The 16,233-nt window shown below is 59.6% G+C and carries 18 protein-coding genes; 2 read left to right on the forward strand and 16 right to left on the reverse strand.

Going from position 1 to position 16,233, the window contains the following annotated elements; genetic code table 11:
* Positions 1 to 187 precede the first annotated feature (187 nt).
* Positions 188 to 547 carry a DUF6124 family protein gene (locus tag ACV8MC_RS25530; protein ID WP_095180723.1) on the forward strand — a complete coding sequence of 120 codons (360 nt, stop codon included), beginning with the start codon at positions 188 to 190 and terminating at the stop codon, positions 545 to 547.
* A gap of 289 nt (positions 548 to 836) precedes the next feature.
* Positions 837 to 3,146, forward strand: coding sequence for a hypothetical protein (locus ACV8MC_RS25535; protein WP_457263979.1), 2,310 nt, complete (start codon positions 837 to 839; stop codon positions 3,144 to 3,146).
* A gap of 294 nt (positions 3,147 to 3,440) precedes the next feature.
* Here ACV8MC_RS25535 and ACV8MC_RS25540 read toward each other — a convergent pair whose 3' ends face one another.
* The 16 genes from ACV8MC_RS25540 to fliH all read right to left on the reverse strand — a co-directional run bounded on the left by ACV8MC_RS25540 (position 3,441) and on the right by fliH (position 16,230).
* Complete coding sequence (locus ACV8MC_RS25540; protein WP_252887508.1) at positions 3,441 to 3,677, reverse strand: hypothetical protein; 237 nt, start codon at positions 3,675 to 3,677, stop codon at positions 3,441 to 3,443.
* 143 nt (positions 3,678 to 3,820) lie between these two features.
* Positions 3,821 to 4,960 carry a flagellar biosynthesis protein FlhB gene (gene flhB / locus ACV8MC_RS25545; protein ID WP_016771065.1) on the reverse strand — a complete coding sequence of 380 codons (1,140 nt, stop codon included), beginning with the start codon at positions 4,958 to 4,960 and terminating at the stop codon, positions 3,821 to 3,823.
* 3 nt (positions 4,961 to 4,963) lie between these two features.
* Positions 4,964 to 5,749 (reverse strand): flagellar biosynthetic protein FliR, encoded by a 786-nt coding sequence (gene fliR, locus ACV8MC_RS25550; protein ID WP_016771066.1) that lies wholly within the window; start codon positions 5,747 to 5,749, stop codon positions 4,964 to 4,966.
* Positions 5,750 to 5,752: 3 nt separating this feature from the next.
* Positions 5,753 to 6,022: a flagellar biosynthesis protein FliQ gene (gene fliQ / locus ACV8MC_RS25555; RefSeq protein ID WP_016771067.1), complete on the reverse strand. Its 270-nt coding sequence runs from the start codon at positions 6,020 to 6,022 to the stop codon at positions 5,753 to 5,755.
* Entirely contained in the window at positions 6,019 to 6,777 is a 759-nt protein-coding gene (gene fliP / locus ACV8MC_RS25560) for a flagellar type III secretion system pore protein FliP (RefSeq protein WP_016771068.1), read from the reverse strand. The genes fliQ and fliP overlap by 4 nt, the downstream gene beginning before the upstream one ends.
* Positions 6,777 to 7,229: a flagellar biosynthetic protein FliO gene (gene fliO / locus ACV8MC_RS25565; protein ID WP_016771069.1), complete on the reverse strand. Its 453-nt coding sequence runs from the start codon at positions 7,227 to 7,229 to the stop codon at positions 6,777 to 6,779. Before fliO ends, fliP begins: the two co-directional genes overlap by 1 nt.
* The gene (fliN, locus tag ACV8MC_RS25570; RefSeq protein ID WP_457263983.1) at positions 7,230 to 7,688 is read right to left on the reverse strand and encodes a flagellar motor switch protein FliN; all 459 of its coding nucleotides are present in this window, start codon (positions 7,686 to 7,688) and stop codon (positions 7,230 to 7,232) included. It lies immediately after the preceding gene.
* A 55-nt stretch (positions 7,689 to 7,743) separates the two neighbouring features.
* Positions 7,744 to 8,712: a flagellar motor switch protein FliM gene (gene fliM / locus ACV8MC_RS25575; RefSeq protein ID WP_003222890.1), complete on the reverse strand. Its 969-nt coding sequence runs from the start codon at positions 8,710 to 8,712 to the stop codon at positions 7,744 to 7,746.
* A gap of 9 nt (positions 8,713 to 8,721) precedes the next feature.
* Positions 8,722 to 9,225 (reverse strand): flagellar basal body-associated protein FliL, encoded by a 504-nt coding sequence (fliL, locus tag ACV8MC_RS25580; RefSeq protein WP_016771071.1) that lies wholly within the window; start codon positions 9,223 to 9,225, stop codon positions 8,722 to 8,724.
* A gap of 338 nt (positions 9,226 to 9,563) precedes the next feature.
* Positions 9,564 to 10,931, reverse strand: a complete 1,368-nt coding sequence (locus tag ACV8MC_RS25585; protein WP_095180719.1) for a flagellar hook-length control protein FliK — start codon at positions 10,929 to 10,931, stop codon at positions 9,564 to 9,566.
* A 105-nt stretch (positions 10,932 to 11,036) separates the two neighbouring features.
* Positions 11,037 to 11,384, reverse strand: coding sequence for an Hpt domain-containing protein (locus ACV8MC_RS25590; RefSeq protein ID WP_041479021.1), 348 nt, complete (start codon positions 11,382 to 11,384; stop codon positions 11,037 to 11,039).
* Positions 11,385 to 11,414: 30 nt separating this feature from the next.
* Entirely contained in the window at positions 11,415 to 13,118 is a 1,704-nt protein-coding gene (locus ACV8MC_RS25595; RefSeq protein ID WP_457263986.1) for an ATP-binding SpoIIE family protein phosphatase, read from the reverse strand.
* Between the two features lie 5 nt (positions 13,119 to 13,123).
* The gene (locus ACV8MC_RS25600; protein WP_016771075.1) at positions 13,124 to 13,429 is read right to left on the reverse strand and encodes an STAS domain-containing protein; all 306 of its coding nucleotides are present in this window, start codon (positions 13,427 to 13,429) and stop codon (positions 13,124 to 13,126) included.
* 190 nt (positions 13,430 to 13,619) lie between these two features.
* Positions 13,620 to 14,069: a flagellar export protein FliJ gene (gene fliJ, locus ACV8MC_RS25605; RefSeq protein WP_016771076.1), complete on the reverse strand. Its 450-nt coding sequence runs from the start codon at positions 14,067 to 14,069 to the stop codon at positions 13,620 to 13,622.
* A gap of 6 nt (positions 14,070 to 14,075) precedes the next feature.
* Entirely contained in the window at positions 14,076 to 15,434 is a 1,359-nt protein-coding gene (gene fliI / locus ACV8MC_RS25610; RefSeq protein ID WP_016771077.1) for a flagellar protein export ATPase FliI, read from the reverse strand.
* Positions 15,424 to 16,230 (reverse strand): flagellar assembly protein FliH, encoded by an 807-nt coding sequence (fliH, locus tag ACV8MC_RS25615; RefSeq protein WP_041479018.1) that lies wholly within the window; start codon positions 16,228 to 16,230, stop codon positions 15,424 to 15,426. Before fliH ends, fliI begins: the two co-directional genes overlap by 11 nt.
* Positions 16,231 to 16,233 lie beyond the last annotated feature (3 nt).

Below are 16,233 nucleotides of genomic sequence, written 5' to 3' on the forward strand. Positions count from 1 at the left end.
TGAATAGGTGCATCAGCGTTCCATGCTTTGTCGCGGGTTCAGTATCTGCGACTGCGCCATGGTGGCTGTATGTGGGAGACCTTCGGGTCTGCCGGGTGCCTATAACCGGTTCGCTAACCTGCGTACAGCCGCCACCTTACTGTTTAGCGACAGTGCCTGACGGCTCCACTTATATAGGAGCTTCACCATGATCAAACCCACACCCAACCCGCCCGAATCCGCCCCCACCTCCCCCTACGAATCCCTCGATTCAAAAAAACTCCACCAAGCCGCCGACCGCGCCCTCGACCACTACCTCTGCCCACCCGGCTCGACCCCACCACCGTTCAGCCCCCGCGCCATGTACGCCGTCACCGCCGACACCAAAAACGAAGACCTCCTGGCCAACGCCTGCGAAACCCTCGCCTCGGCCAAAACCATCGCCCAGGAATTCGCCGGGCTGGTCAAACCATCGCAGCGCCGAACGCTGATGGGGATTGCGCAGCTGATCATGCTCGGGGAACTGGCGGTAAATCGGGTGCTGGATAATCTGGAGTTGCCTGGATGATGCGGTTCGGCTGAGTGATTCGAGTGAGAGAGCCGGCCTTTTGGCGAGCAAGCGCGCTCCCACATTTTGATCTTCTTGGATGCAAATCTTGCAGCGGCTGAAGATCCTGTCGAGTGCAGCTTGCGCGAGCTAGGCCTCTCGGCGGCGCATGAGCGCCCACCCCTTCAGCGATACCATTGGTCGGAAAACCGTCCCCACCTGTCAGATCTGACAGGTGACGGACGCCTCGTTCTGCGTTGTGATGAACCTTGCCTGCCATTGTTCATCACCAGTGTTCGAGGAGAACGGAATGAGCGTTCAAGTCTATTCAACCGAAGCCAACGCAGCCCTGGCCTTGTATCCCGTGTACCCCCCGCAATGGATAACACCGGTGCTGCCTCCAGGTACTGCTGATGGTGGCCTTCCTCTCTCGGCATTCACTCCATCTGGGGTAGAACTTGTCATCGACCCCTTAACCGGCTTGCGGAATTGGGTCATGGCGGCTTATGACGTCGTGACTATTTTTGTCAACGGAGTCAACACCGGCATCAGCAAAACCATCTATCCCGGTGAAGAGCAGGAACGCATTCTTTTGCGCGTGCCGGCGAGTTGGTTCACAAACGGTGTCAACGATGTCCACTACAGAGTGACCCGATCCAGCGGTAACGACGCCGACTCACCCACACTCAAGCTGCTCTACAACAACCCGGCGCCTACCGTCACCGTCAGCCATCCACCCAGCGTCGTACCGGGGCAGACGGCGGTCATCACGATCACCGTCGGTTACCCACGGCCTCACGACACGGTGACGCTCACCATAGGCACCTGGAGCATCACATTTGCCAACCCCACAAGCCCGATCAACCACACCCTGACGGCTGCAGAATTGCAGTTGATAGGCGACGGCACCCATTCGGTCTTCGCCAGGGTGCGCGATCAATTGACCAACAACAATGAGTCGGCGACGACCCCGATCACTATCACCGCCAATCAGAAGGTGTACAACTCGCCGATAATCGCTGAGGCCGTGGACGGCATGCTCGACGTGGCCGCACTGAGGGGCCAGGACGCTACGCTACGAGCACGCAACTGGACGGGAATCCAGGTCGGTCAGCAGGTGTGGCTGAAGGTCACTGGCCAGAAACCCGACGGCTCGGCGCACGTCCTGCAATTCTGGAATGGTGACACCCACAAGGTGAATGCGACCTGGGTCAGTCAGGGGTTCTGGGATAAACCGCTGCTCATAGCTTTTCTGAAAGAATTGAAAGAAGGATCGCTGTTGAAACTGGAATTCTGGGTATCGGAGGACAAGAGCAATGACTTCGCCAGCGCCACGCGGTTTCCGGATCAGGTGTATACCGTCATTGGCCTGCAACTTGACCTGCCACCCCCGACCTTGAACCCGCCCACAGTGCCGATTGACGTTTTGGCTAATCCGGATGGAGTGAAGCTTCAGATAACAGGTTTCGCAGCAGAGAAAGACGATAAGGCTCAATTCGTCCAGGTGAACGCGCCGGCCGGTGCGCCGCCGTTTCCGGTGGTGGATTTTGTTGGTGGGATTGCAGAGATTTCATTGAGCGCTGCGTTTCTGGCGGCTTGGCATGGCAAGGCGATTGAGTTCCGGTGGGATTTGATTCGTACCGGAGTTCCGGCTGGAGAATCACCAACAGTCAGGTTTGATGTCATGACAATCGCTGATGGAGACCCGCGTTTGCCGACACCCGTAATTCTCCAAGCAATTGGGCCGGACGGAGGAAAAGTACTTGATTTATCGACTTTTGATGGCGATGCGACTGTGACAGTCGATACCTGGACAGCCATGGCAAAGGGACAAAAGTTCTGGCTGCTTTGCGTAGGAAAAAAAGATGATGGATCGGACTACGAAATTTCGTTGGCTAATGGAATTGAAATTGAAATACCAGGTAAATTGAGCAGAACGCTTTTGCGTTCAGAACTAGACCGCCTTGTTGATGGATCTCTTCGCGTGGACATTAGTGTTGGATTCAGCACCAACGGGGACAAAAACGACGCTACTCTGTTCCCTAGTCTAAATGTAGGCCTCAAGGTACGTGCAAAACTCATCATAGATGATTCACCTTTAGAGTTGTCAGGCAGGACAGTGTCAATCGTGAATACCAGTGGTCAGTACATCGATAGATGGCGCCTTACGGGTGTTCATCCGTCTGGAGCCTCAGCAAATCGTCAAGCGTCAGGAGGAGTGGGCCAAATTACTTATCAATCGGATAATCCAAAAATCGCAAACGTCAATGACGTCGGGTTAATCTGGAGTGAAGGTAATGGCAGCACCACCATCAATGTAAGAGATAGCTCAGGCCAACATGCCTCAATTTCTGTTTCTGTAAGCAACGTCGAACAATGCATTGTCTCACCATCACTTATAGCTGATTCAAAGATTGATCAGTGGGTCAATGCGAATGGCCGTGCTGTAAAAACGTCAGACCTGGTTTTGTTCCGGACTAAATTTTTTGTGACTCAGTTCGCTGGCTATGGAATTCGCTCAGACGTTAGTTTGTATTGGGGGTTGTACAACGAAGGACAAGGGTGGAGAGAGCATGCTTATCATTCTAGCCCTGGACACACTGTCTTGTGTTTGCGGTAGTGAGTCGACGCTTCGCCTCATCAGAATTGAGAGAAAAGGGGACAGGAGTAAAGGGAACGGATTTATTTAACCAGTGATCTAGAACAGCGGGGCTTGAACTTGGTTGTTTTCCTGACCGGGATGACCCCTTAGCAAGCAGGCTCACTTTCGACGGTTGATCGCATTACAAGTGGAATCAAGTTTGCTCGCGAAGGCTGACTGGCAGGCAATAATCGCCCAAAAAAACCGCCGCTGCGCATCAATCGGGACGGCGGTTTTCTTTTCAGGTGTTTGGCGATGAGGGCAAACTGCCGGTCAATACCGAAGGATTTTCACTTTCCCATTTTTGGTCCTGGGCAATTCGAACTCGACTTCGCCGCCCACTTTGATCTTCGCCTGCAAGGCCTCAGCCAATGGAACGCTGAATCGGTACTCTTTGGCAGTCAGAAAAAAACCCGTGGCTTCGGCAAAGGACAGGCATCGTCCCGAGGGCTTCGGCGTGATGGTGCCTTTGCCGGTTTTTTCATCGTAGCTGCTGAAAATACCTTTCATTGCCTTGCTCCCTTGCACTCGCCCGCCCGCCCGGCCGCGCGAGCGCGCGGCAGCATCTTGCATCAAACTGCAAAATCACGGCGACTGCACCTGTCAGAGTTGACAGTAAAGGGGAATCTCAGACAAAAGGCTGCGCAGCAACGTCAGGAATCCCGACGCAAGTCCGGCGGAATCGGCAGATCATCCTTGAGCGGGTCCGGCCGCTTGCCCTTGCCCGCCTGGTGTTGGCGAATCTGATAGACGTAGGCCAACACCTGCGCCACTGCCAAATACAGCCCGCCAGGAATCTCCTGCTCAAGCTCAGTTGAGTAATAGATCGAGCGCGCCAGCGCAGGCGACTCGAGCAGCATGACGTTGTTGGCCACTGCGATTTCGCGGATTTTCAGGGCGATGAAGTCGCTGCCCTTGGCCAGCAGTACCGGTGCGCCGCCCTTCTCCGAGTCGTACTTGAGCGCGACCGCGTAGTGGGTCGGGTTGGTGATGACCACGTCGGCTTCGGGAATCGCCGCCATCATCCGTCGCTGGGACATTTCGCGCTGGGTCTGGCGAATGCGTTGCTTGACCTCGGGGCGGCCTTCCTGGTCCTTGTGTTCGTCGCGCACTTCCTGCTTGGTCATCTTGAGCTTCTTCATGCTCTCCCAGATCTGCACCGGCACGTCGACGGCGGCGATGATGATCAGACCGCAGGCCAGCCACAGCGTGCTCCAGCCCACCAGCAAGACGCTGTGAATGATCGCCATATCCAGTGGTTCGTGGGCGATGCGCAGCAAGTCGTCGACGTCGGCGGACAACACCAACAGCGCCACCCCCAAGGTAATCAGAAACTTGGCCAGGGCCTTGAGCAGTTCAACCACAGCCTTGAACGAGAACATCCGTTTGAGGCCGGCGGCCGGGTTCATCCGGCTGAATTTGGGTGCCAGCGAACTTGCCGCGAACAGCCAGCCACCCAGGGAGATTGGCCCGATGATGGCGGCGAGCAACAGGGTTATCATCACCGGCTGAATCGCCAGCAAGGCGATCAACCCTGACTCCAACAGAAAACGGCCCATGGCGCCCTGATCCATGACCACTTCGCGGGACAGGGTGAAGTTCAGGCGCATCACGTCCATCATTTCTTGCGCGAGCATGCCGCCGAAAATCAGCAGCGCAGAGGCGCCGGCCATCATCACGGCCAGGGTGTTGAGCTCTTTGGAACGGGCGATTTCACCCTTCTCACGGGAGTCCTTTTTGCGTTTCTCCGTGGGGTCTTCCGTTTTGTCCTGACCGCTCTCGCTCTCTGCCATGACTCAGCGCGCCCGTGCCAGTTCGCGTAGCAACTGCAAGGCCTCGCTGGCCAGCGGTTGATACTGGTTGAGAATGTCCGCAAGCCCCACCCAGACGATGAACAGGCCGAGCACCAGGGTCAGCGGAAAACCGATCGAGAAGATGTTCAGTTGCGGCGCGGCGCGGGTCATCACGCCGAAGGCGATGTTGACCACCAACAGTGCGGTGACGGCCGGCAACACCAGCAGCAATGCGGCGCCGAGGACCCAGCCGAGTTTGCCGGCCAGTTCCCAGTAATGCGCAACCATCAAACCGCCGCCGACCGGCAGCGTGGTGAAACTTTCAGTGAGGACTTCGAACACCACCAGATGGCCGTTCATCGACAGGAACAGCAACGTCACCAGCATGGTGAAGAACTGCCCGATCACCGCCACTGAAACGCCGTTGGTAGGGTCGATCATCGAGGCGAAGCCCATGCCCATCTGGATCGCAACAATCTGCCCGGCGACGGCGAAAGCCTGGAAGAACAGTTGCAGGGAAAAGCCGAGTACGGCGCCCACCAGAATCTGCTCGCCGATCAGCAGCAGGCCGCTGAGATCCAGCGGGCTGACGGCGGGCATCGGCGGCAGCGCCGGGGTGATGACCACGGTGATCGCCACGGCGAAATACAGGCGCACGCGGCGCGGGATCAGGGTGGTGCCGAACACCGGCATGACCATCAGCATCGACGCCACGCGAAACAGCGGCAACATGAACGACGCCACCCAAGTGCTGATCTGGGTGTCGGTCAGCTGAAGCAGCGATTGCATGGCTTAGCCGATGACCATCGGAATGTTTTTGTACAGCTGGATGATGTATTCCATGAACGTCTGCACGATCCACGGACCGCCGATGATCAGAGTCACCAGCATCACCAGAAGACGCGGCAGGAAGCTCAGGGTCTGTTCGTTGATCTGCGTGGCGGCCTGGAACATCGACACCAGCAGGCCGACCAGAAGGCTCGGCACCACCAGGATGGCAACCATCATGGTGGTCAGCCACAGGGCTTCACGAAAGATATCGACCGCGACTTCCGGCGTCATGGCGAAACACCTCCAAAACTGCTGGCCAGAGTACCGATGATCAGCGCCCAGCCATCGACCAGCACGAACAGCATGATCTTGAACGGCAGCGAGATGATCAGCGGCGAGAGCATCATCATACCCATGGCCATCAGCACGCTCGCCACGACGAGGTCGATGATCAGGAACGGAATGAAGATCATGAAGCCGATCTGGAAGGCGGTTTTAAGCTCGGAAGTCACGAACGCCGGCACCAGAATGGTCAACGGCGCCTGATCCGGGCTGGCAATGTCGGTGCGCTTGGACAGGCGCATGAACAGCTCCAGATCGCTGGTGCGGGTCTGCGCGAGCATGAAGTCCTTGATCGGCACCTGAGCCTTTTCCACCGCTTGCTGGGCGGTGAGGGTTTCCGCCAGATACGGTTGCAGCGCGTCGTTGTTCACCCGGTCGAACACCGGCGCCATGATGAACAGCGTCAGGAACAGCGCCATGCCGGTGAGGATCTGGTTCGACGGCGTCTGTTGCAGGCCGAGGGCCTGACGCAGGATCGAGAAGACGATGATGATCCGCGTGAAGCTGGTCATCAGGATGACCGCCGCTGGAATAAAGCTCAGCGCGGTCATGATCAGCAGGATCTGCAGACTGACCGAATATTCCTGCGCGCCGTCGGCATTAGTGCCCAGCGTGATCGCCGGGATAGACAACGGATCGGCGGCGAACGCCAGCGGCGCGGCCAGCAACAGGACCAGCGTCAAGACGATGCGGAGCGCACCCATTACTTCGTATCCTTTTGGTCCTTGCCAAGAATCTTCAGCAGATGCTGAGCAAATTCCGGCGTCGCTTTTTCACTGGCGGTGGGGACTTCGACCGGTTCTTTGAGCACGTGCAGCGCGGTGATGGTGCCGGGGCTGAGGCCGAGCAGAATCTGCTCGTTGCCGACCTGCACCAGCATCAAGCGGTCACGCGGACCGAGCGCGCGTGAGCCGATCAGCTCGATTACCTGGCCCTTGCCCGCTGGCCCCGCCTGCTGCACGCGGCGCAACAGCCAGGCGAGGAAAAAGATCAAACCCAGCACCAGCAGCAAACCGAACACCAGTTGCGTTAACTGACCGGCCACGCCGCTGTTGACCATTGGCGCGGTGGCGGCAGGCGCGGCAGTGGTTGCACCCGGCTCGGCAGCCAGCACGCTCAACGGCCATGCCAGCAGCACCCAGAGAAACCTTTTCACTCAGCGCAGCTTCTTGATGCGTTCGCTTGGGCTGATCACGTCGGTCAGGCGGATGCCGAACTTCTCGTTGACCACCACTACTTCGCCGTGGGCGATCAAGGTGCCGTTGACCAGCACGTCGAGCGGCTCACCGGCCAGACGATCAAGCTCGATCACCGAACCCTGGTTGAGTTGCAGCAGGTTGCGGATGTTGATGTCGGTACTGCCGACTTCCATCGAGATCGACACCGGGATGTCGAGGATCACGTCCAGGTTCGGACCGTCGAGGGTCACCGGATCATTGTTCTTCGGCACGCTGCCGAACTCTTCCATCGGCAGACGTTTGGAGCTGGAAGTGCCGGCGTCGGCGGCCAGCAGTGCATCGATGTCAGCCTGGCCGGCGTCACCGGTTTCTTCAAGGGCCGCAGCCCATTCATCGGCCAGTGCCTGGTCGTCCTGCGCGTTCATATCGTCGTTCATCATGTGTCCTCGGCGGGCAACAATTCGGTTAAATACGGGGGTGGAAAGCGCCGCCTCAGCGACGCTCGATCGGCTCGATCACCTGCAACGCGAGGTTGCCTTTGTGCGAGCCCATCTTGACCTTGAAGGCCGGCACGCCGTTGGCGCGCATGATCATGTCTTCCGGCATCTCGACCGGGATCACATCGCCCGGCTGCATGTGCAGGATGTCGCGCAGCTTCAACTGGCGGCGGGCCACGGTGGCACCGATGGGCACGTCGACATCGAGCACGTCCTGGCGCAGGGCATTGACCCAGCGCTCGTCCTGATCGTCGAGGTCGGACTGGAAACCGGCGTCGAGCATTTCCCGCACCGGCTCGATCATCGAGTACGGCATGGTCACGTGCAGATCGCCCCCACCGCCATCGAGTTCGATGTGGAAGGTGGAGACCACAATCGCTTCGCTCGGGCCGACGATGTTGGCCATGGCCGGGTTCACTTCCGAGTTGATGTACTCGAAATTGACTTCCATGATCGCCTGCCAGGCTTCCTTCAGATCGACGAAAGCCTGCTCCAGCACCATGCGCACTACGCGCAGTTCGGTCGGGGTGAACTCACGCCCTTCGATCTTGGCGTGACGGCCGTCACCACCGAAGAAGTTGTCCACCAGCTTGAACACCAGTTTGGCGTCGAGGATGAACAGCGCGGTGCCGCGCAGCGGTTTGATCTTGACCAGGTTGAGGCTGGTCGGCACGTACAGCGAGTGCACGTATTCGCCGAACTTCATCACCTGCACGCCACCGACAGCCACGTCCGCCGAGCGGCGCAGCATGTTGAACATGCTGATGCGGGTGTAGCGGGCAAAGCGCTCGTTGATCATTTCCAGCGTCGGCATGCGTCCACGGACGATGCGATCCTGGCTGGTCAGGTCGTAGCTTTTGACACTGCCGGGTTCGGCAGCATTATCGGTCTGTACCAGACCATCATCGACGCCATGCAGCAGCGCATCGATTTCATCCTGGGACAGCAGATCCTGCACGGCCATGTCGTGTTCCTACTGCAGTACGAAATTAGTGAAAAGCAACTGTTCGATGACCACTTTGCCCAGTTCTTTCTGCGCCACTTCCTGGACGCTGGCGGTGGCCTTCTGGCGCAACATCTCCTGGCCGACCGGGGTCGCCAGTGTGGCGAAATCCTGACCGGAGAAGAGCATTACCAGGTTGTTGCGGATAACCGGCATGTGCACTTTGAGCGCGTCCAGATCGGCCTGATTACGCGCCAGCATGGTGATGCTCACCTGCATGTAGCGCTGACGGCCGTTCTGGTTGTAGTTGGCCACGAAGGCCGGCGCCATCGGCTCGAAAATCGCCGCCTGCTTGCCGACCGGCGCTGCTTCAGCGGCCTCGGCAGGCTTGCTCTGCGCGCCATGCATGAAGAACCAGGTCGCCCCGACGGATGCACCAATGGCCACCAGCAACGCCAGCACGATCACGATGATCAGCTTGAGTTTGCCTTTGGTTGCGGGGTCTTTTACTGCTGCAGCTTCGCTCTTCGCCATGCCAATAATCCGTCACTAATCGGGGGTTTCACAGTCGCACGGCAAGGCAAGAGCAAGTGTTATGCCAGAAGTGTCGGAGGTCGAGAACGACGCTAAAGTCAAAAGCACCCTCACCCCAGCCCTCTCCCTGAGGGAGAGGGGGCCGACCGAGATGTAATGGGGCTGGACATCGACCTGCACAACCGAGGTGATTGCAAGTTCAGGGCGGGAATCAACAGGTCGCCGAATGTCGAACGGATTCAGCGATGCTCGTTCAGGTCGGCGTAGTTCTTCAAGATTCCCCAATCGGTCCCCTCTCCCTCTGGGAGAGGGCTAGGGTGAGGGGGCTCTTGATTTGCTCAGGCGTAATAGTCGACCGCGCTGCTGCCAATTACGCTGGTAGTCTGCGCCGCCACTTCAGCGACAGTAGCCGGTGCCAATTCCTCATCCGCCGAATCCAAGCGGCCACCCGCAGCGCTGGTCCGGCCACTCTGCCCCTGCTGCGCCTGTTCCTGACCTTGCTGCCCCTGCCAGCCACGGTTCTGGTCGGCGACATTGACATCCACCTGGCCCATGCCCTGCTGGTTGAACATGTCGCGCAGGCGGTGCATCTGGCTGTCGAGCGCTTCACGCACGCTTGGGTGTGCGCTCATGAAGGTGACCTGGGTCTGCTGATCGGGAACCATGTTCACGCGGATATCCAGACGCCCAAGCTCCGCCGGCTGCAACTGAATGTCGGCGGCCTTCAGGTTGACGCTGGACAGGTACATGACGCGGTTGACCACTTCTTCGGTCCAGCCGCTCTGGTGCATGGCGATCGGCTGATTCACCGGCAGCGCATTGGCGGTTTTCGGCGTAGCGGCCTGGGTCAGTGCCGCCAGACGGTTGGCGAAGTCATCGACGCGAGTGTCGCTGGTAGCCGATTTCAGATCCTTCAGACCATCGTCGATCAGCCCGCTGAAAGCTTGTTCGCCGCCCTGACTGGTGCTGTCCTTGTCGGCCTGCACGTCGAGCATGCTGGCCATGCCGGCGGCAAAGTTCTGCGCGGCGGTCAATTCACCGTCAGCCTGAGCTTGAGCAGGCGTGGCTTTCGGTTGCGCCTGACTGGCGGCGGAAATATGCCCGCCCTGCTCCATCGCCATGCGCACGGCCGGCATCGAGTCGAGCGGGTCGGCCGATGGATCGAAATCGCTGTCGGTTGCCGCCGGATCTTTGACCATGCCCGACACGACCGCCAGTGCAGGCGTTTCGGTTTCCGGCTGGGCTGGCGTGGCGACTGTTGGCGTTTGCACCACAGGCGCTGCCACCAACGGCTGAACGACTTGCGCCAAGGCCGGATCAAGGGCCGGGTCTACAGGCGCGGCATCGGCCACAGGGGGTTGTATGGTTTCAGCGGTGTCATCGGCAGTGGCAGTCGCGTCGTCGCTCGCCGCCGCTTTGTCGGCAGGCAACGCTTTGCCGCTATCGGCAACTGCTGGCTGGGGCGCGGCAGATTGATCTTTGCCGATATCCTTTTTGCCGCTGCTGTCCGCGACCTTATCGCGTGCCGGCCTGACTGAATTGTCAGCGCTCACGGCGGGCTTGGCCGGCGCCTGATCGGCAAACACTTTGGCGAAGCTGGAGGCCTTGTCCCCGGCGTCTGCGGCCATTGCCGACGATTTGGCAGAGGCGGCTTGCGCCTTGGCCTGAGCGGCGGTCTGAAGAAGAATGTTGGGGGTCGCAGGCATGACACGGTCTCCGCTGCACTGGGATCGTAGGTACAGTTGAGCAAGTTGACTGCAAGTGCCGGGCCAGTTTGGCCAGACACTTGCGAAAAGCGCCGGACGGCAGCTTCAGTGGATGTGGGCGTGGTGCTTTTCGCTTTCGTACACCGGACGTACTTCGGCGAATTCAGAATGGATATCGGCGACTAGCTGAGCGAGCGCTTCCGGGCTTTTGTCCTTCGCGTTCGACTCCAGGTCCTGGCACAACTCGGCCAGTCGAACCGCGCCCATGTTGCTGGCGCTGCCCTTGAAGCTATGCGCTACATCGGAAAGCGCTTTGGCGCTGGTGCTGTCCTGCAACTCGTGCAGGCGGCTTTGCGAATCTGCCAGAAAAGTCTCCAGCAATTCCGTATAGCCGTCCTCCATCACCTCGCGCAAAGTATCGAGGACTTCGCGATTTACATGTGGGTCTGTCACTTGCTCACTCCTTGATCAAGAATGGGCGGATTATGCCTCAATCTCCCAGAAAAACTCCACGCTGGCACTACGACCTTGGTCCGACCAACTGGCGTTGCGCCCCAGTTGCCGGACCAGACCGATGCCGCGTCCCGACAAGCGGACGTTATCCACGGGCCTTTCCATGACCCGCGCCACATCAAACCCCTTGCCACTGTCATCGACACGAATGACCAGCCGCCCACCCTCGCCTTGCGGCTGGACCTGCAAATGCACTCGCACGAAACCGTCTTGCAGCGCCTCCAACCGCGCCGCGCGCATTTCATAGTAGCGGGCGAAACCTGCCGCATCGCGTTTGAGGCTCGAGTCCAGCCCGAGCACGCCATGCTCCAGCCCATTGGAATACAACTCGGCGAGCACGCTGTACAGCGCCCCGCTTTGCGCGCGCAGGCCATGCACCTCAAGCAGCAACTGCAAGAGGAACGGCAATGGATTGAAGCGCCTGAGCGTGGCGCCGCGAAACTCGAAACTGGCCGACCAGTCCAGCGGGCACGACTGGCCGCTGTCGGAATACACCGGCGCTGCGCCGTGGGCCTGCGCCGACTCGAGCAGACTGACTTCGACCATGCTTACGTCATCACGGGCCTGTCCGCGAAAATCGCGCAACGCTTGCTCGATATCCTCGAATAACCGATCCGGCTCACGGTTCGCCGCAAACACCTGCTGCAAGCGTTCGACGCCGAACAACTGGTCATTGGCATCGCAGGTATCGATCACCCCGTCCGATAACAGAAACACTCGATCATCGACGGCCATCGGATACACATCCGTACGGTCATCGAAGGCTTGCGCGCTGAGAATCCCAAGGGGCAAATGCCGCGCCGGCAAGGGCACACGCTCGCCGCTGGCCATGCGGTGCAGGTAACCGTCGGGCATGCCACCATTCCACACCTCCACCGAACGGCTCTGGAAACTCAGACTGAGCAAGGTGGCACAGCAGAACATGTCCACCGGCAGGATGCGCTTGAGCTTGGCGTTCATCTCGCGCAGGGTTTCGGCCAGGCCATAGCCCTTGGCGGTCATCCCATAAAACACTTCGGCCAGCGGCATCGCCCCCACCGCTGCCGGCAAGCCATGCCCGGTGAAATCGCCGAGCATGACGTGCATGTCACCGGCAGGCGTGTACGCCGCCAGCAACAAGTCACCGTTGAACAGCGCATACGGCGATTGCAGGTACCGAATGTTCGGCGCACTCAGGCACCCGGAATGCGCGACCTTGTCGAACACCGCTTTGGCCACGCGTTGTTCGTTCAGTAGATAGTCATGATGTTTCGCGATCAGATCGCGCTGCTGCAGGACCGTGGCCTGAAGGCGACGCAAGCGATCCATCGCCTTGATTTTGGCGGCGAGTATCACCTGGTTGTACGGCTTCGCCAGAAAATCGTCACCGCCAGCCTCCAGACAACGGGCCAGCGCTTCACTCTCGGTCAGCGAGGTGAGGAAGATGATCGGCACCAACGCTTCACCCGCCAGCGCCTTGATCTGCCGCGCCGCTTCGAAGCCGTCCATCACCGGCATCAGCGCGTCCATCAATACCAGATCGGGTTGTTGCTGCTGGAAGCATTCGACCGCCTCCGCACCATTGGCCGCCGTCAGCACCTGATGACCTTGACGGCGGACAATGGTCGACAGCAGCAGCCGGTCGGCGGCACTGTCTTCGGCGATAAGGATAGTCAGCGACTCTTGCGCCTGCATGGGCGTCAACTGATGTCGAAGAGTTTGTCGAAGTTGGAAATCGCGAGGATTTTCTTCACATCGGAGCTGCTGTTGACGACGCGGATATCCGACTCGTCGCCACCGGCGTGATCACGCAGCAGAAGCAGCATGCCCAGCGCGGAGCTGTCGAGGTAAGTGGCCTCTTTGAGATCGACCACGATGGATTCGGGTTTGTGTGGGAGCCGTTCATACGACTCGCGAAATTCCTGATGGCGACCAAAATCGAACCGGCCTTTGACGGCGATCGTGAGCTTTTTCTGGTCTGGAGAGACTTCTGTAACGACTGACATTGACTGGCTTCCTTGTCATTGACGAACCTGTACAAGGTTTAGCACCTGGATAGGGTTGGGGCAAGGCGCAACAGTGGAACAAGTGTGGGAGCGAGCCTGCTCGCGAAAGCATTCTGTCAGTTGACTACAGGATTGACTGACACGGCGCTTTCGCGAGCAGGCTCGCTCCCACAGGGTTTGGCGGTGAGGTTTAGAAGGCATCACGCCGTGGCAGACGCTGCGACAGTTCATCGAGCAGCTTCTGCTCGCGCTTGTCTTCCAGGCGTTGCGCTTCATCACGATAGCGCTGCACCAGTTTGCGCAAACCCTCGACGCGGGCAAACGCCTGCTGCCATTCCTCACGCGCCTTGTCGAGCTTGTTCTGGTGCCAGACCAGGCTCTGCCGTTGCTGGTCGACGGCGGTGTCGAGTTGCGCCAGAAAGCCCTGAAAACCCAGCAGCCATTGCCCGGTCACGCCGGTGCTGCCGCGCACGATCCACTGCTGCGAGTAATCCAGACGAAAGGCATTGAGGTCGGCCAGTTTGCTTTCGGCAACTTTGACCTGGCCCTGAAAGTAGGCGAGGCGCTGCACGGCGGCTTTCTCGGCCTTCTCGGCCATGTCCACCACCGGTGCCAGGCGCGCGGCGCGGCTGACGGCCATGGCCGGTTACCCGCCCGCCGCAGGGGCGAACAGGGTTTCCAGATAGGCCTGGCTTTCACCCAGATTGATTTTGTCGTTGAGGCCCTGGCGCTGATACCTGACCAACTGCGGTTGCAGGGAAATCGCCAGATCGGTCTCGCGATCGCCACCGGCCACATAGGCACCGACGCTGATCAAATCACGGCTCTGCTGATAGCGCGACCAAAGCTGCTTGAAATACTGCGCGCGCTGCATGTGATCCGGCGAAACCACTGCTGGCATTACCCGGCTGATCGAGGCTTCGATGTCGATCGCCGGATAGTGGCCTTCCTCGGCGAGGCGCCGCGACAGGACGATGTGGCCGTCGAGCACGCCACGCGCCGAGTCGGCAATCGGGTCCTGCTGGTCGTCGCCCTCGGACAATACGGTGTAGAACGCCGTGATCGAACCGCCGCCCTTCTCCGCATTACCGGCGCGCTCCACCAGTTTCGGCAGTTTGGCGAACACCGAGGGCGGATAACCCTTGGTTGCTGGCGGTTCGCCGATGGCCAGCGCGATTTCCCGCTGGGCCTGGGCGAAACGGGTCAGCGAGTCCATCAGCAGCAGAACGTTCTTGCCCTTGTCGCGGAAATACTCGGCGATGCGCGTGCAATACATCGCCGCGCGCATACGCATCAGCGGTGCATCGTCCGCTGGCGAGGCAACCACTACCGAGCGTTTGAGGCCTTCTTCACCGAGGATGTGCTCGATGAATTCCTTAACTTCGCGACCACGCTCACCGATCAGGCCGACGACGATGATGTCGGCTTCGGTGAAGCGGGTCATCATGCCCAACAGCACCGATTTACCGACACCGGTACCGGCGAACAGACCCAGACGCTGGCCACGGCCGACCGTCAGCAAACCGTTGATGCAACGGATGCCGACATCCAGCGGTACGCTGATCGGATCACGGTTGAGCGGGTTGATGGTCGGGCCGTCCATCGGCACCCAGTCTTCGGCCTTCATGCCACCCTTGCCGTCCAGCGCGCGGCCGGCACCGTCAAGAACACGGCCGAGCATGCTCATGCCCATCGGCAAACGACCGGTATCGGCCAGCGGCACCACGCGCGCGCCCGGGGCAATGCCGGCGACGCTGCCGACCGGCATCAGAAAGACTTTGCTGCCGGAAAAACCCATGACTTCCGCTTCCACCTGAGACGGATGGTAGCTGTCGTCATTGATCACCATGCAGCGGGTGCCCATGGCGGCGCGCAGGCCTTCGGCTTCGAGGGTCAGGCCAACCATGCGCAGCAGCCGACCTTCAAGGATCGGCGCGCCGGCAATCTCGGTGGCCTCGGCGTAGGTGCTCAGGCGCTTGGCGAAACTGGTGCGTTCAAGGCGCATCGCTGGCGTCCGCGCGCGGCTCGTCAGAGTCGACAGCCGCTGGGGTGTCTTCAGGAATGTCCAGACTCAAGTCAGGCGCTGCCGGATGCAGAGCCTGCTCATGCAATTGGTCGAACAGCTTGGCCATGACCTGGGTCACCCGTGACTCGACGCTGGCGTCGATTCGGCTGTGCTCGGTTTCAACCCGGCAACCGCCCGGCAACAGCGACTCGTCCTCGACGATGCGCCAGGTTTCTTCGTGGCGTTCGCGCAGGGCTTTGACCTGGGCGAAATCCTGCGGATTAACGTACAGGCGCACGTTTTCCACGCCCAGCGGCAACAGCTTGAGGGCATCGCGCATGACGTGTTCGATCTGCGTTGAATCGATGGCCAGTTCGCGCTTGATCACCTGCTTGGTGATGTGCTGCACGAGGTCGACCAGCGACTTTTCAATCTGGGTGTCTTGCTCGGCGATCGGTTCGAACAGGTTGGCCATCAACAGCTCGAGGCTGGCGATTTTCGCCGCCAGCGCCGTTTCTGCTTCCTGACGCACCTTCAGCGTGGTGCTGTGAAAACCTTCCTTTTCACCAATGGCGAAGCCCTCGTTGTAAGCCTCCTGACGGATGCTTTCGAGTTCTTCCAGGGTCAGTGGCTGGACTTCTTCCAGCGGCACTTCTTCCATTTCCGGCGGTTCGGGCTCGGGTTCCGGCTCGGGTTCCGGTTTCGGCGGGTCGAAGCTGGGCAGCGCCCAGGATTCGAAACCACGAACATCGCGGGCGCGGATCAGATCCGTCACAGACTCGTCAGGCTTATCCATGGG

Source organism: Pseudomonas sp. PK-RTE-24 (assembly GCF_054052265.1).

What these genes read in the sequence shown, in the direction of transcription:
- ACV8MC_RS25530 (WP_095180723.1), top strand. Translation starts at nt 188, where the DNA reads ATGATCAAACCCACACCCAACCCGCCCGAATCCGCCCCCACCTCCCCC.
- ACV8MC_RS25535 (WP_457263979.1), top strand. Translation starts at nt 837, where the DNA reads ATGAGCGTTCAAGTCTATTCAACCGAAGCCAACGCAGCCCTGGCCTTG.
- ACV8MC_RS25540 (WP_252887508.1), bottom strand. Translation starts at nt 3,677, where the DNA reads ATGAAAGGTATTTTCAGCAGCTACGATGAAAAAACCGGCAAAGGCACC.
- flhB (WP_016771065.1), bottom strand. Translation starts at nt 4,960, where the DNA reads ATGGCAGAGAGCGAGAGCGGTCAGGACAAAACGGAAGACCCCACGGAG.
- fliR (WP_016771066.1), bottom strand. Translation starts at nt 5,749, where the DNA reads ATGCAATCGCTGCTTCAGCTGACCGACACCCAGATCAGCACTTGGGTG.
- fliQ (WP_016771067.1), bottom strand. Translation starts at nt 6,022, where the DNA reads ATGACGCCGGAAGTCGCGGTCGATATCTTTCGTGAAGCCCTGTGGCTG.
- fliP (WP_016771068.1), bottom strand. Translation starts at nt 6,777, where the DNA reads ATGGGTGCGCTCCGCATCGTCTTGACGCTGGTCCTGTTGCTGGCCGCG.
- fliN (WP_457263983.1), bottom strand. Translation starts at nt 7,688, where the DNA reads ATGAACGACGATATGAACGCGCAGGACGACCAGGCACTGGCCGATGAA.
- fliM (WP_003222890.1), bottom strand. Translation starts at nt 8,712, where the DNA reads ATGGCCGTGCAGGATCTGCTGTCCCAGGATGAAATCGATGCGCTGCTG.
- fliL (WP_016771071.1), bottom strand. Translation starts at nt 9,225, where the DNA reads ATGGCGAAGAGCGAAGCTGCAGCAGTAAAAGACCCCGCAACCAAAGGC.
- ACV8MC_RS25585 (WP_095180719.1), bottom strand. Translation starts at nt 10,931, where the DNA reads ATGCCTGCGACCCCCAACATTCTTCTTCAGACCGCCGCTCAGGCCAAG.
- ACV8MC_RS25595 (WP_457263986.1), bottom strand. Translation starts at nt 13,118, where the DNA reads ATGCAGGCGCAAGAGTCGCTGACTATCCTTATCGCCGAAGACAGTGCC.
- ACV8MC_RS25600 (WP_016771075.1), bottom strand. Translation starts at nt 13,429, where the DNA reads ATGTCAGTCGTTACAGAAGTCTCTCCAGACCAGAAAAAGCTCACGATC.
- fliJ (WP_016771076.1), bottom strand. Translation starts at nt 14,069, where the DNA reads ATGGCCGTCAGCCGCGCCGCGCGCCTGGCACCGGTGGTGGACATGGCC.
- fliI (WP_016771077.1), bottom strand. Translation starts at nt 15,434, where the DNA reads ATGCGCCTTGAACGCACCAGTTTCGCCAAGCGCCTGAGCACCTACGCC.
- fliH (WP_041479018.1), bottom strand. Translation starts at nt 16,230, where the DNA reads ATGGATAAGCCTGACGAGTCTGTGACGGATCTGATCCGCGCCCGCGAT.